Origin of the sequence: Pedobacter sp. KBW01 (assembly GCF_003852395.1) — a bacterium.
In the GTDB taxonomy this organism is placed as follows: domain Bacteria; phylum Bacteroidota; class Bacteroidia; order Sphingobacteriales; family Sphingobacteriaceae; genus Pedobacter.
This window is the reverse complement of record NZ_QAJQ01000001.1, coordinates 195,539-209,350: the sequence shown is the minus strand read 5'-3', so window position 1 is coordinate 209,350 and position 13,812 is coordinate 195,539. Positions and strand designations below refer to the sequence as shown.

The following is a 13,812-nucleotide window of genomic DNA, read 5'->3' as shown; positions in this document are numbered from 1 at the left end:
TTATGAAATACTACAATTCTAATACGATTATCTACCTTGATGGAGCTTTTGAAAAAGCTGTAAACAGCAGCACTGATTTATACGGTCAGTCGCTACATTACGGTTATGCTGCTTTTGAGGGCATTCGCTCTTATAAAACGCATAATGGTAGCCGCATTTTCAAAGCTGCTGCGCATTTTGATCGCTTAGAGCGCTCTTGCCAATTGGCCAATATTCCTTTCCCATGGGATAAACAAGAATTAATTGATGCTACTTATAAATTACTTCAGTTAAACAAACTGAAAGATGCCTATATCCGTCCGCTGGTTTTTTGTCACCCAAACATGAAACTGAACTCACCAAGCGGTGTTTCGATCATGATTTGTGCATGGGAATGGGATGCTTATTCGGGTAACAAGTTATTAAAACTAACCGTTTCCGACTACGAAAGGCCAAACCCAAAATCAAGCCCAATAGAAGCAAAATTAAGCGGCAATTATGTTAACTCGATTTTAGCCACTACTGCAGCAAACATTAAAGGTTATGATGAAGCTTTGCTCCTTGATATGAATGGTTTTGTTGCGGAAGCATCGGGTGCAAATATTTTCCTCGAAAAAGACGGTAAACTATATACTCCATCTTTAGGCAATATTTTACCCGGCATTACCCGTGCAACTGTTAAAGAACTTTGCACCGTTTTAGATATCGAATGTATAGAAAAGAAGCTTACTGTTGAAGATTTAAAAACCGCCGATAGTGCCTTTTTGTGTGGAACAGCAACAGAAATTGCAGGTATTGCCTCTATTGATGATATTGTTTACCGCCCTTTATGGCGCGAATCTATCGGTTACACTATACAGCGTGCCTATAAAAACCTGGTATTGGAAAAAGTGAATTACGAAGTGATTATATAGCGGTTGATAGTCAAATAGCCTACAGCTATAGATTAGTACCAAACAATAAAATTTAAATAATAAAAATATCCAAAAAGCGGATGACTGAAGAAATCAATCAACATTTTCCAAAAGCTTACCAGCAAATTAATGATGCAACAATCGCATCAGAATTTGCTATGGCATCTGATGTGTTGACTTGTTCTTTACTCAGAACGCTTGCAGCAACTAAACCAGCAGGAAAATTTCTGGAGTTAGGAACCGGAACAGGTTTATCTACTTCCTGGATATTAGATGGCTTAGATCAGGATAGCAGACTTATTTCTATAGATAACGACGCTAAATTTTTAGCTATTGCAGAGCAGTTTATTGGCGAGGATCACCGCTTAACGCTGGTTGATACCGATGGTGCAGATTGGATTAATAAAAATAAAAACGAAAAGTTCGATTACATATTTGCCGACACCTGGCATGGAAAATACTTGCTTTTAGACGAAGCAATTGCCATGCTCAATAAAGGTGGACTTTATATCATCGATGATATGTTACCTCAACCTAACTGGCCTGAAGGACATCAGGAAAAAGCAGCAAAGTTGATACAAGATTTAGAATCTCGCGATGATTTAAACCTAACTAAACAGGTTTGGGCTACAGGGATCGTAATCGGAGTAAAAAAATAGAGAAATAAACAAAATAGTTCTTTGCATTTTTTAATAAGTTAGTATGTTTGTGATTCGTAGAAAACATGAATTTAAACACAAACATTATTAGCAACATTATTATTGTCATTTCTCAACAGAGAGGTGGATATCGTTGCGTATAATAAAAATATACAAATCGAAACCGCCTCCGAAACGAGGCGGTTTTTTTTTGCCTCAAAATATTACAACTAACAGAACCAGAATATACATTTTAAACAATGAGCGAATTAAACAAGTACAGTAAAACATTTACACAAGACCCAACACAACCGGCGGCGCAAGCCATGCTTTACGGAATCGGTTTAACCGATGCTGATATGGCTAAAGCACAGGTCGGTATTGCAAGTATGGGTTACGATGGTAACACCTGCAACATGCACCTGAACGACCTTGCAAAAGACGTCAAAGCAGGGGTCTGGAAAAATGATTTAGTGGGCTTGGTTTTTAATACCATTGGTGTAAGCGATGGCATGAGTAACGGAACTGATGGTATGCGTTACTCTTTAGTTAGCCGTGATGTAATTGCTGATAGTATCGAAACCATATGTGGTGGACAATACTACGACGGTGTAATTGCCATTCCGGGATGTGATAAAAATATGCCTGGCGCCATTATGGCCATGGCACGTTTAGATCGCCCTTCAATTATGGTTTATGGTGGTACAATTGCCCCAGGCCATTATAAAGGTGAAGAATTAAACATTGTTTCAGCTTTCGAGGCTTTAGGTCAAAAAATTTGCGGCAATCTTTCTGATGAAGATTATCAGGGTATCATAAAGCACACTTGTCCGGGTGCGGGTGCCTGCGGTGGTATGTATACAGCAAATACCATGGCATCGGCAATCGAAGCTCTGGGTATGAGTTTACCTTACTCCTCTTCAAACCCTGCAATAAGCGAAGAAAAGAAACAGGAATGTTTAGATGCCGGTAAGTATATCAAAATATTGCTTGAAAAAGATATCAAACCATCTGATATCATGACGAGAAAAGCATTTGAAAATGCCATCCGTTCGATTATCATTTTAGGTGGCAGTACCAATGCCGTTTTACACTTTATCGCTATGGGTAAAGCCATTGGCATAGAAATTACGCAAGATGATTTCCAGAAAATGAGTGATGTAACACCGGTACTTGCGGATTTTAAACCTAGTGGTAAATATTTGATGCAGGATTTACACCAATATGGAGGTATTCCTGCAGTATTAAAATATTTATTGAACGAAGGTTTATTACATGGCGATTGCTTAACTGTAACCGGAAAAACCGTAGCTGAGAATTTGGCTGATGTAAAATCGATTATGGATTATGATCAAAAAATCATTCAAAAATTAAGCGAACCGATTAAAGCCACTGGTCACTTACAGATTCTCTACGGCAACCTGGCCGAAAAAGGTTCTGTTGCTAAAATCAGTGGTAAAGAAGGCGAAAAGTTTGAAGGTCCTGCACGTGTTTTTGATGGTGAACATGATCTAATTGCCGGTATTTCGAGCGGTCGCGTTCAACCTGGCGATGTAATCGTAATTAAAAACTCAGGTCCGGTTGGTGCCCCGGGTATGCCCGAAATGTTAAAACCAACTTCAGCCATTATTGGTGCTGGTTTGGGTAAATCGGTAGCTTTAATTACCGATGGTCGTTTCTCTGGTGGTACCCACGGTTTTGTGGTTGGTCACATCACACCAGAATCATACAAAGGTGGTTTAATTGGCCTTGTAGAAGATGAAGACAGAATCTTAATCGATGCAGTTAACAATATTATTAGCCTACAGGTTAGCGATGAAGTGATTGCAGAACGCAGAAAGAAATATGTACAACCAGCATTGAAAGTTAACAAAGGTGTATTGTATAAATATGCTAAAACAGTTTCAGATGCATCAGAAGGATGTGTAACTGACGAATAATAAAATAGCCCAAAAAACGGGGAAGTAAAATTTAACTCATCACAAACTTTGATGACAAATTCCGCTCAAAAAATGCCTTACACTTTCACAGCGCAAGGTATAGTGGAAGGAGAGAGAAAGAATTGGGTTTAAACTGAAAGAATAATAGAACCGCAAAAACATAATTATGGAAACTGCACAAGATACAATACAACAAACCGGGGCAAAAGCAGAAACCTCAAAAACTTTTAAAGGTACGGGCTCGCAGGTTTTGTTGAATGGCTTAATTGAAGAGGGTGTAACCACCATTTTCGGTTATCCGGGTGGGGCAATCATGCCTATTTATGATGCCCTTTACGATTATGCCGATAAATTAGAACATATATTAGTTCGCCACGAGCAAGGTGGCATACATGCTGCTCAGGGTTTTGCACGCGCAAGCGGCGAAGTAGGTGTAGTATTTGCAACCAGCGGCCCTGGTGCAACCAACCTGGTAACCGGTTTAGCCGATGCACAGATCGATAGTACACCTTTAGTTTGTATCACTGGACAAGTTTTCGCACATTTATTAGGTACCGATGCTTTCCAGGAAACCGATGTAATCAACATTACTACTCCAGTTACCAAATGGAACTATCAGGTTACCGATGCAAAAGAAATTCAGGAGGTATTGGCCAAAGCTTTTTATATTGCTAAAAGTGGCAGACCGGGTCCGGTTTTAATCGATATTACCAAAAATGCGCAATTGCAAATTGAGGAGTTCCCTGAATATGTAAAATGCAATCACATCCGTTCTTACCGTCCGAAACCAAAGGTTAGGGTTGAGTTTATAGAACAGGCAGCGGCTTTAATCGACTCTGCCAAGAAACCATTTGTATTGTTTGGCCAGGGAGTTATTTTAGGTAAGGCCGAAGAAGAATTTAAAGCCTTTATCGAAAAGTCTGGTATTCCTGCTGCATGGACCATTATGGGCGAGGGCGCTATTCCAACCTCACACCCTTTAAACGTAGGTATGTTGGGTATGCACGGAAATTACGGTCCAAACGTATTAACAAACGAAGCAGATGTAATTATTGCCATCGGTATGCGTTTTGATGACCGTGTAACCGGCCGTTTAGATAAATATGCCAAACAGGCAAAAGTAGTTCACCTGGATATCGATCCTGCCGAAATTGACAAAAACGTTAAAGCTGAAGTTGGCGTTTGGGGCGATTGTAAAGAAACCCTACCCCTGTTAACCAATTTAGTTAACGAAAGTAAACACGAAGAATGGGTTGCCAAATTTAGGGAATATAACCAACAGGAAATTGATCAGGTAATTACACCTGAGCTATACCCTACAGGTGATGAAATGACCATGGGCGAAGTATTGCGCAACATTAACGAAATATGTGGTGGTGATGCAGTTATTGTTACCGACGTTGGTCAGCACCAAATGGTAGCTTGCCGCTACGCTAAATTTAACAATACACGCAGCAACATTACTTCGGGTGGTTTGGGTACCATGGGTTTTGGCTTACCGGCAGCAATTGGTGCTAAATATGGTGCCCCTGATAAAACGGTAATTGCCATTATTGGTGATGGTGGTTTTCAAATGACACCACAGGAATTAGGTACCATTATGCAGTTTGGTGCAGCGGTTAAAATTCTGATCCTGAACAACCGTTTCCTAGGCATGGTTCGCCAGTGGCAACAGCTATTCCACGATAAACGTTACTCTTTTGTAAACATTACCAGTCCTGATTTTGTGGCCTTAGCTAAATCTTACTACATCGAGGCAGCTAAAGTTGACGAACGTGCAAACCTGAGAGCAGCACTGGAAACCATGATTAACCACGAAGGTTCTTACCTGCTTGAAGTTATGGTTGGCAGAGAAAATAATGTTTTCCCGATGGTTCCACAAGGAATGAGCGTAAGCGAAATCAGGTTGAAATAAGGTAGACAGCTTAAAAACTAAAGTTAGCGTAATCGTCATCTCGACTGAAGCGCAGCGAAACCGAGAGATCTTTTTTAACAAAAGATTTCTCCATAAGGTCGAAATGACGAAAAGTTAAAAAGAAATTATCATGAGCACTGAAAACACAATTGAACATAAAATAGATAAGGCCGATTTAGAAGGTAAGCAGGAATATACCATTACGGTTTATGCCGAAAACCGCATCGGTTTATTAAACAGGATTGCGATTATTTTCTCGAAAAGAAAAATCAACATCGAAAGCCTTAATACCTCTCCTTCTGAAATTGATGGTATCCATCGTTTCAACATCGTGATTCACGAAAGTTACGAAGTGGTGCGGAAACTGGCCCGTCAGATTGAGAAACAGATCGAAGTATTGAAAGTTTATTTTAATACCAACGACGAGATTATCTGGCAGGAACTAGCACTTTACAAAGTTTCGACAGATGAAATTGCAGAAAGAGTAACAGTTGAGCGTTTATTAAGGCAATATGGTGCCAGCGCAGTTGTGATTCGTAAAGATTATACTGTTTTCGCAGTTACAGGTCACCGCGAAGAAACCGATGCCCTAGTAAAAGCTTTAGAACCTTACGAATTAATTGAGTTTGTTCGTTCAGCCAGGGTAGCTATTATTAAAGATAGTGCTGGTTTCCACGAAAAACTAAAAGAATTTGAAGCCTTTGAACCAGGTGAAGAATTAGTAGAAAACGAGTTTTTAGATAAAGGACAGAAGATTTTTACAATGTAAAAAAGTGGAACATGAAATGCAATAAAGCCATACCAGTACTAAGAATATTCGATTACAATAAAGCCATCGAGTTTTACGTAAACTGGTTAGGCTTTACAATAGACTGGGAACACACTTTTGAAGAAAACACTCCGGTTTATATGCAGATTTCGCTCAATGGCATCGAATTACATTTAAGCGAGCATCATGGAGACTGTTCTCCAGGCGCAAGTGTATTTGTAGATTGTACCGGGCTGAAAGAATTTCATAAAACTTTAATTGATAAAAAATATAAATACAACCGTCCGGGCCTGGAAAAAACATTTTATGGCACATGGGCAGTAACAGTAAACGATCCGTTTTATAACAAAATAACGTTTAACCAAACTTTAACCGAAGCAGAAAAGCAATAACAGCATGGATCAAGTATTCGAATTTATTATAAACACAAGAACGGCATTTATTAAGTTAATCGATAGCTTAACTATCGAGCAATTGAATAAAATCCCTGATGGTTATAACAACAACATCATTTGGAACTTTGGCCACATTGTAGTGAGTACACAAACACTTAGTTATTTTCGTACTGGTATCTGGCCCAACCCAGCTGCAGTAAAGTTTAACGAATACTACAAAAAAGATACTAAACCAACTTATACCGTTACCGAAGCAGAAGTTGCAGAATTAAGAGCGATTGCTTTAGCAAGTATTGAAAGCATAAAAGCAGATTACGCCAAAGGAACATTTACCAATATCACCCCTTTTGTAACGGCAACCTATGGTGTACAGTTAAACAGTATTGAAGAAGTATTGATTACCACCATTGGTCACGATAATGTGCATTATGGCTACGCTTCTGCTTTGAAGAAAAAAGTTTAAAAAGTAAGAATCGGTGAAATCACCTAATCAGTGTAATCAAGCCGAAGGAAAGAAAATATAAACCTGATAATTAAATAGAAATTAACCAATAAAAACAATGGCAAATTATTTTAACACATTACCGCTTAGAGAAAAATTAAACCAATTAGGTGTTTGCGACTTTATGGACAGTGCTGAATTTTTAGATGGCGTTAGCGCACTAAAAGGTAAAAAACTGGTAATAGTAGGTTGCGGAGCACAAGGCTTAAACCAGGGTTTAAATTTAAGAGATAGTGGTTTAGATGTTAGTTATACATTGCGTAAAGAAGCGATTGAAGGTAAAAGAGATTCGTGGAAAAATGCTACTGAAAACAATTTCAAAGTTGGCACTTACGAAGAATTGATCCCAACTGCTGACGTGGTAATTAACCTTACTCCTGATAAACAACATACAGCAGTAGTAAATGCAATTATGCCTTTAATGAAAGAAGGTGCAACTTTATTATACTCACACGGTTTCAACATCGTTGAAGAAGGTATGCAAATCCGTAAGGACTTAACCGTAATTATGGTGGCACCTAAATGTCCGGGCAGTGAAGTTAGAGCAGAGTATGTAAGGGGGTTTGGTGTACCTACCCTAATTGCAGTTCACCCTGAAAATGATCCTCAAGGCAAAGGTTTGGCTCAGGCTAAAGCTTATTGCGTAGGTACTGGTGGTCACAGAGCTGGTGTATTAAAATCATCTTTCGTAGCCGAGGTAAAATCTGATTTAATGGGTGAGCAAACAATCCTTTGTGGTTTATTGCAAACAGGTTCTATCCTGTCATTCGATAAAATGGTAGAAAAAGGAATCGATGCGGGTTATGCTTCTAAATTGGTTCAATATGGTGTAGAAGTAATTACCGAAGCCTTAAAACAAGGTGGTATTACAGCCATGATGGATAGGTTAAGCAACGTAGCTAAAATTAAGGCTTTCGAAATCTCTGAGGAGTTGAAAGACATTATGCGTCCATTGTTCCAAAAACACCAGGATGATATTATGAGTGGCGAATTTAGCCGTATCATGATGGAAGACTGGGCAAACGGCGATAAAAACTTATTGGGTTGGAGAGCCGAAACAGGCGAAACTGCATTCGAAAAAACACCAGCAGGCGATGTTAAAATCGGTGAGCAGGAATATTTCGACAACTACCTTTTAATGGTTGCCTTTGTACGTGCAGGTGTTGAATTGGCTTTCGAAACCATGGTACAGGCTGGTATTAAACCAGAATCGGCTTACTATGAGTCGTTACACGAAACACCACTTATTGCCAACACCATTGCACGTAAAAAATTATTCGAAATGAACCGTGTAATTTCTGATACTGCAGAATATGGTTGCTATTTATTCGATCAGGCATGTAAACCGCTTTTAGGCGATTTCATGAAAAAAGTAGATACCGATTTAGTAGGTAAAAACTTTAACGAAGGTAAAGACGGTGCTGTAGATAACAGACAATTAATTGATGTTAACGAAGCCATCCGTTCTCACCAGGTTGAGCAGATTGGTGCTACTTTACGTAAAGCCATGACCGCCATGAAAGCAATTAAAACAGCATAGTAAACTTACAAACCTCGCAGGTTTTTGAAACCTGTGAGGTTTAAATAATTATATAAAAAATGTCAAAAACATTAGTAGAAAAAATTTGGGATGCTCACGTTGTAAAAAGTGAAGAAGGATTTCCTGATATTTTATACATTGATACACACTTAATACACGAGGTAACTTCTCCGCAGGCATTTGATGGCTTGCGCAAAAGAGGATTGCCTGTTTTGCGTCCGAAACAAACTGTAGCCACCGCCGATCATAACGTACCAACGTTAAATCAGTTGTTGCCGATAAAAGAAGAACTTTCGCGCTATCAGGTAGACATGCTTACCAAAAACTGTGCAGAATTTGGAGTAGAACTATATGGTTTAGGTCACCCTTTTCAAGGGATTGTTCACGTTATCGGTCCCGAACTAGGCATTACCTTACCTGGCAAAACCATGGTTTGCGGCGATAGCCATACCTCTACACATGGTGCTTTCGGTGCCATTGCATTTGGCATTGGTACTTCGCAGGTGGAGCAGGTTTTTGCTACGCAATGTTTATTGCAATCGAAACCTAAAACCATGAAAATTGAGGTTAATGGCGAGCTTGCAAAAGGTGTTGGTGCAAAAGACATTATCTTATACATTATAGCCAAAATCTCTGCAGCTGGTGGTACAGGTTATTTTATTGAATATGCAGGTTCGGCAATTGAAGCTTTAAGCATGGAAGCCCGCATGACGATCTGTAACATGAGTATCGAAATGGGTGCACGTGGTGGTTTAATTGCTCCTGATCAAATTACTTTCGACTACATTAAAGGACGCGAGTTTGCTCCTGCAGGCGAAGAATGGGATAAAGCTTTAGCTTACTGGAAAACATTATACAGTGATGCAGATGCGAAATTTGATAGTGTTTTAACTTTCGATGCTGCAGATATTGCCCCGATGATTACCTATGGTACCAATCCGGGAATGGGAATGGGTATTCAGGAACATATTCCTGCAACCGCAGCGCAACCAGAAACTGAAAAAGTATCATACAAAAAAGCCTTAGATTATATGGGTTTTGACGATGATTCAGCTCTAATTGGTAAACCAATCGATTATGTTTTCATCGGAAGTTGTACCAATTCACGTATCGAAGATTTGCGCGAAGTAGCCAATTTTGTAAAAGACAAACACAAAGCAGATAACGTTACCGTTTGGATTGTTCCGGGTTCGAAACAAGTAGAACAGCAAGCTAAAAACGAAGGTTTGGATAAAATTTTCGAAGCTGCAGGTTTCCAGTTACGCGAGCCAGGTTGTAGCGCCTGCTTAGGGATGAACGAAGATAAAATTCCTGCTGGTAAATATTGTGTGTCTACATCGAACAGAAACTTTGAAGGCAGACAGGGACAAAATGCCCGTACTTTATTGGCAAGTCCTTTAACTGCTGCAGCTGCTGCTGTTACCGGAAAAATTACTGACGTAAGAGAGCTGCTCGAAAAGGCAGAAGGTTAAAAGGCAGAAGGTTTAGGACTAAAACCCATAGTCAAAATTGTCATTGCGAAGCACGAAGCAATCTTAATGCAGTAGCAATGGCGAAAAAATTAAATTATGATTTTAGAAGTTGCCATATTAAATGTAAAGCCAGGTTTATCGGCCGATTTTGAAAAAGCCTTTAACCTGGCCGAAAAAATAATCAGTGCAATGAAAGGCTATATTTCGCACCAACTTAAAAAATGTGTTGAAGTAGCCGATAAATACATCCTGCTGGTGAACTGGGAAACGCTCGAAGACCATACAGCAGGTTTTAGAGGCTCGGCAGCTTATCAGGATTGGAAAAAGTTATTGCATCATTTTTATGATCCTTTTCCAACAGTTGAGCATTATTTAGAGATAGAAGGCTGAAGGTTAAAAAGGTAGAAGGTTAAGTCCACGACTATAAAACTCAAACCGTTTATATATGTCTATGGGGTTAAAATTAAAAAAGTCTTAGGTATCTAAGGTGGTAAAATAAAAGAAGTAGTTATGCCAGAAATAGTTTGGGATGCAACATTATACGATAAGCAGCATCACTTCGTATCAGATTACGGAGCAGATGTTTTGCAATGGCTGGCGCCGAAAGCCGACGAACATATTTTAGATGTAGGTTGTGGCACAGGTCAGCTGGCGGCACAAATTGCAGCAAGTGGAGCACTGGTTCTGGGAACCGATGCGTCTGCCGATATGGTAGCCAATGCAAAAGCAGCGTATCCCAACCTGAGCTTCGAAGTGGTAGATGGAGCAAGCCTTCCCTATCAGGAAAACTTCGATGCAGTTTTTAGCAACGCTACTTTCCACTGGATTGAAAACCAGCAAGCCTTAACCGACGGCTTATTTAAAAGTTTAAAACCTGGCGGAAGGCTGGTAGCCGAATTTGGAGGTAAAGGAAATGTGAAAAGCATTACCGATGCCATCGCTGCTGCCGCCAGTCAGCTGGGGTTTACGGATCAGGTGGTAACCGATTTCTGGTACTTTCCATCCGTTAGTACCTATGCGAGCCTGCTCGAATCGAAAGGTTTCGAAGTAGAACAAGTTTGGTTGTTCGATAGGCCAACAAAACTAATCGGCGAAGCAGGCATGTACATTTGGATTAACCAGTTTGCCCAACATGCATTTAAAAATTTAGACGAAGCGCAGGCCGAAGCAATCAAAAACCTGGCAGTTGAAATCCTGAAACCCGATTACTTTATTAACGGAGAATGGATAGCCGACTACAGGAGAATAAGAGTTAAAGCCCTCAAAAGGTAGAAGGTGATAATGCATAAAGCTTAACATCCAAATAAAAAATAAAACAATGGATGATGACCGGCAATCGGTGTAATCATTAAATCAGTGAAATCACGTTAAAAATGAAAAAGTTCACAAAATTGACATCGGCAGTAGTGCCATTAAACATAGAAAATATAGATACCGACCAGATTATTCCGGCAAGGTTTCTAAAAGCCACCACACGCGAGGGATTTGGCGAAAACCTGTTCCGCGATTGGCGTTATAATGGCGACAATACACCAAAGCCCGAATTTGTATTGAACAACCCAACCTATAGCGGCCGCGTTTTAGTTGCCGGTAAAAACTTTGGTTGTGGCAGTAGCCGCGAACATGCTGCATGGGCTATTCAAGACGCAGGTTTTGATGCCGTTATCAGCAGTTTCTTTGCCGATATTTTTAAAGGGAATGCCTTAAATAATGGTTTATTGCCTATTCAGGTAAGCGACGATTTTCTGGCACAAATCTTCAAATCGGTTGATGCTAACGCACAATCAGCATTGGAAGTAGATTTGGAAAACCAAACCGTTACCATTGTAGAAAATGGTGCACAGGAATCTTTCGAAATCAATCCATATAAAAAATCGTGCTTAATAAACGGTTACGATGATATCGACTTCATCCTGGCTCAAAAACAACTAATCGAAGAATTCGAACAGGCAAGATAATGTTTAAACCATTTGTCCACATTCAGCAACTCAACCTGGCGTACCGCAACAAAGCGGTGCTTAAGGAATTGTATTGGGTAATAAATGTTGGCGAAAATTGGGTTTTGTGGGGCGAAAGCGGTAGTGGAAAAACTACTTTAGCAAAGGCTATTGCTGGCATAAATGCCACACAGGGCAGTATCGAAATTGATTTCGACCCGCAAAGTAAATTACCTGCCGAGGTTTTATTTGTTGATAGCTGGTATCAGTTTAAAAACCTTGAAGGCGTTGCCAACTTTTATTATCAGCAGCGTTATACCAGCCAGCAGGCTAAAGATACTTTAACCGTGCATGCCGAACTGGTACATTTTGGAAAAGAAAAAGGCCTTCACTTTGATCGTGTTGAACTGATTTTAGAAGCCCTTGGTTTTTCTACTTTTGCCAGCTCTCAGTTAATCGAGTTATCAAGTGGCGAGCACAAAAAATTACAGCTGGTTAAAGCTTTGTGGTTAAAGCCGCAGTTACTGATTATCGATCAACCTTATACAGGTTTAGATACCGCTTCGCGTAAAAACCTGAATATCCTACTCGATCAAATTACTGATGAGGGGGTACAATTGATTTTAATCAGTAATGATCAGGAGTTGCCATCGTGCATTCACCGTTATGCTGAAATTAAAAACGGGCAAATTGTAACTTCGTATACCAGAGATAACACTGCAGCGACTTTTGAAGTGCATAACAGGGAAATTCCTGTCTTTTTAAAAGAGTCGCCGGTTTATTCGTCCGATAATATCGTTAAAATGGTTAATGTGAACATCAGCTATAGCGAAAAACAGGTGCTTAAAAACATCAATTGGGAAGTTAAGGCTGGTGAAAAATGGCTTTTACAAGGCCACAATGGCTCAGGTAAATCTACCTTGTTAAGTCTCGTAAATGGCGATCATCCACAATCGTACGCGAACGAACTTTATCTGTTTGGCAACCGTCGCGGAAGTGGCGAAAGTATTTGGGATATTAAGCAGCACATTGGGCTGATATCACCAGAATTTCATTGGTATTTCGATGCCACTGCAAGCGTTTGGCAAAGTATTGCTTCGGGCTTTTACGATACCGTAGGCCTTTTTCAGCAATTGCCTTATACCAAAAGCAGCCAGGTTGATGAACTGGTTGAATATTTTGGTTTAACTGAAAATAAAAATGAGCTGCTCACCTCACTTCCGTTGGGTAAGCAGCGACAGGTTTTACTGGCCAGAACCATCATCAAAAATCCCGAATTGTTAATTCTGGATGAACCGTGTCAGGGCTTAGACCTGCAGCAAACACAGCGTTTTAACCAGCTGGTTGACGAACTGTGTAGCAACGGCATGACCGTAATTTATGTTGGCCATTTTGAATCGCAGCTGCCAACCTGCCTTGAAAAAAGAATATTATTAGAAAAAGGCGAAGTAAAAGTCGTCGAAAGTTTAAATATAGAAATATTGAGCTAGGCCGCAGATTTACAGGATAGTTTTAAATCCATCAAATCATGGCCGAGCATAGGAGAATTTAACATGAAGAAGAACATTTTAGTAATACCTGGAGACGGTATTGGCCCGGAAGTCACCACCTGGGGAAAAGCAGCATTAGAAAAAATTGCAGAAATTTTTGGTCATGATTTTGTTTTTGAAGAAGCTTTAATGGGCCATGCGGCTATTGAAGTAACCGGCGAGCCTTTGCCGGATGAAACTTTAGAAAAAGCAAGACAAAGTGATGCCATTTTATTTGGTGCCATTGGCCATGCCAAATACGATAACGACCCAAGTTTAAAA

14 protein-coding genes are annotated in these 13,812 nt (G+C 39.9%); all 14 read left to right on the top strand.

What is annotated here, in order from left to right; all coding sequences use genetic code 11:
- Positions 1-2: 2 nt before the first annotated feature.
- The gene (ilvE, locus tag DBR40_RS00875) at positions 3-893 is read left to right on the top strand and encodes a branched-chain-amino-acid transaminase (RefSeq protein WP_124557924.1); all 891 of its coding nucleotides are present in this window, start codon (positions 3-5) and stop codon (positions 891-893) included.
- 80 nt (positions 894-973) lie between these two features.
- Complete coding sequence (locus DBR40_RS00870) at positions 974-1,552, top strand: O-methyltransferase (RefSeq protein ID WP_124557923.1); 579 nt, start codon at positions 974-976, stop codon at positions 1,550-1,552.
- A gap of 239 nt (positions 1,553-1,791) precedes the next feature.
- Positions 1,792-3,471 (top strand): dihydroxy-acid dehydratase, encoded by a 1,680-nt coding sequence (gene ilvD / locus DBR40_RS00865; RefSeq protein WP_124557922.1) that lies wholly within the window; start codon positions 1,792-1,794, stop codon positions 3,469-3,471.
- Between the two features lie 166 nt (positions 3,472-3,637).
- A complete protein-coding gene (gene ilvB, locus DBR40_RS00860; RefSeq protein WP_124557921.1) occupies positions 3,638-5,386 on the top strand; it encodes a biosynthetic-type acetolactate synthase large subunit in 1,749 nt (582 codons plus the stop codon).
- A gap of 130 nt (positions 5,387-5,516) precedes the next feature.
- Positions 5,517-6,155: an acetolactate synthase small subunit gene (gene ilvN / locus DBR40_RS00855; RefSeq protein ID WP_052266424.1), complete on the top strand. Its 639-nt coding sequence runs from the start codon at positions 5,517-5,519 to the stop codon at positions 6,153-6,155.
- Positions 6,156-6,166: 11 nt separating this feature from the next.
- Positions 6,167-6,547 (top strand): glyoxalase superfamily protein, encoded by a 381-nt coding sequence (locus tag DBR40_RS00850; RefSeq protein ID WP_124557920.1) that lies wholly within the window; start codon positions 6,167-6,169, stop codon positions 6,545-6,547.
- A gap of 4 nt (positions 6,548-6,551) precedes the next feature.
- A complete protein-coding gene (locus DBR40_RS00845) occupies positions 6,552-7,013 on the top strand; it encodes a DinB family protein (RefSeq protein ID WP_124557919.1) in 462 nt (153 codons plus the stop codon).
- 97 nt (positions 7,014-7,110) lie between these two features.
- Entirely contained in the window at positions 7,111-8,592 is a 1,482-nt protein-coding gene (gene ilvC, locus DBR40_RS00840) for a ketol-acid reductoisomerase (RefSeq protein ID WP_124557918.1), read from the top strand.
- A 59-nt stretch (positions 8,593-8,651) separates the two neighbouring features.
- Positions 8,652-10,064: a 3-isopropylmalate dehydratase large subunit gene (gene leuC / locus DBR40_RS00835; protein ID WP_124557917.1), complete on the top strand. Its 1,413-nt coding sequence runs from the start codon at positions 8,652-8,654 to the stop codon at positions 10,062-10,064.
- A 96-nt stretch (positions 10,065-10,160) separates the two neighbouring features.
- Complete coding sequence (locus DBR40_RS00830) at positions 10,161-10,454, top strand: antibiotic biosynthesis monooxygenase family protein (protein WP_124557916.1); 294 nt, start codon at positions 10,161-10,163, stop codon at positions 10,452-10,454.
- Positions 10,455-10,574: 120 nt separating this feature from the next.
- The gene (locus DBR40_RS00825) at positions 10,575-11,336 is read left to right on the top strand and encodes a class I SAM-dependent methyltransferase (protein WP_124557915.1); all 762 of its coding nucleotides are present in this window, start codon (positions 10,575-10,577) and stop codon (positions 11,334-11,336) included.
- Positions 11,337-11,437: 101 nt separating this feature from the next.
- On the top strand, positions 11,438-12,022 hold the full coding sequence (gene leuD, locus DBR40_RS00820; RefSeq protein ID WP_124557914.1) for a 3-isopropylmalate dehydratase small subunit: 585 nt from the start codon (positions 11,438-11,440) through the stop codon (positions 12,020-12,022).
- The gene (locus DBR40_RS00815) at positions 12,022-13,491 is read left to right on the top strand and encodes an ATP-binding cassette domain-containing protein (RefSeq protein ID WP_199748250.1); all 1,470 of its coding nucleotides are present in this window, start codon (positions 12,022-12,024) and stop codon (positions 13,489-13,491) included. Before leuD ends, DBR40_RS00815 begins: the two co-directional genes overlap by 1 nt.
- A gap of 63 nt (positions 13,492-13,554) precedes the next feature.
- On the top strand, positions 13,555-13,812 hold a 258-nt coding region (locus DBR40_RS26945), incomplete at its 3' end, for an isocitrate/isopropylmalate family dehydrogenase (RefSeq protein ID WP_233603744.1).

Excerpts from the sequence above, each read along its gene's own strand:
- DBR40_RS00870 (WP_124557923.1), top strand. The coding sequence starts at position 974 with ATGACTGAAGAAATCAATCAACATTTTCCAAAAGCTTACCAGCAAATT.
- DBR40_RS00845 (WP_124557919.1), top strand. The coding sequence starts at position 6,552 with ATGGATCAAGTATTCGAATTTATTATAAACACAAGAACGGCATTTATT.
- DBR40_RS00825 (WP_124557915.1), top strand. The coding sequence starts at position 10,575 with ATGCCAGAAATAGTTTGGGATGCAACATTATACGATAAGCAGCATCAC.
- leuC (WP_124557917.1), top strand. The coding sequence starts at position 8,652 with ATGTCAAAAACATTAGTAGAAAAAATTTGGGATGCTCACGTTGTAAAA.
- ilvC (WP_124557918.1), top strand. The coding sequence starts at position 7,111 with ATGGCAAATTATTTTAACACATTACCGCTTAGAGAAAAATTAAACCAA.
- ilvD (WP_124557922.1), top strand. The coding sequence starts at position 1,792 with ATGAGCGAATTAAACAAGTACAGTAAAACATTTACACAAGACCCAACA.
- ilvB (WP_124557921.1), top strand. The coding sequence starts at position 3,638 with ATGGAAACTGCACAAGATACAATACAACAAACCGGGGCAAAAGCAGAA.
- DBR40_RS00830 (WP_124557916.1), top strand. The coding sequence starts at position 10,161 with ATGATTTTAGAAGTTGCCATATTAAATGTAAAGCCAGGTTTATCGGCC.
- DBR40_RS00850 (WP_124557920.1), top strand. The coding sequence starts at position 6,167 with ATGAAATGCAATAAAGCCATACCAGTACTAAGAATATTCGATTACAAT.
- leuD (WP_124557914.1), top strand. The coding sequence starts at position 11,438 with ATGAAAAAGTTCACAAAATTGACATCGGCAGTAGTGCCATTAAACATA.
- ilvN (WP_052266424.1), top strand. The coding sequence starts at position 5,517 with ATGAGCACTGAAAACACAATTGAACATAAAATAGATAAGGCCGATTTA.
- ilvE (WP_124557924.1), top strand. The coding sequence starts at position 3 with ATGAAATACTACAATTCTAATACGATTATCTACCTTGATGGAGCTTTT.
- DBR40_RS00815 (WP_199748250.1), top strand. The coding sequence starts at position 12,022 with ATGTTTAAACCATTTGTCCACATTCAGCAACTCAACCTGGCGTACCGC.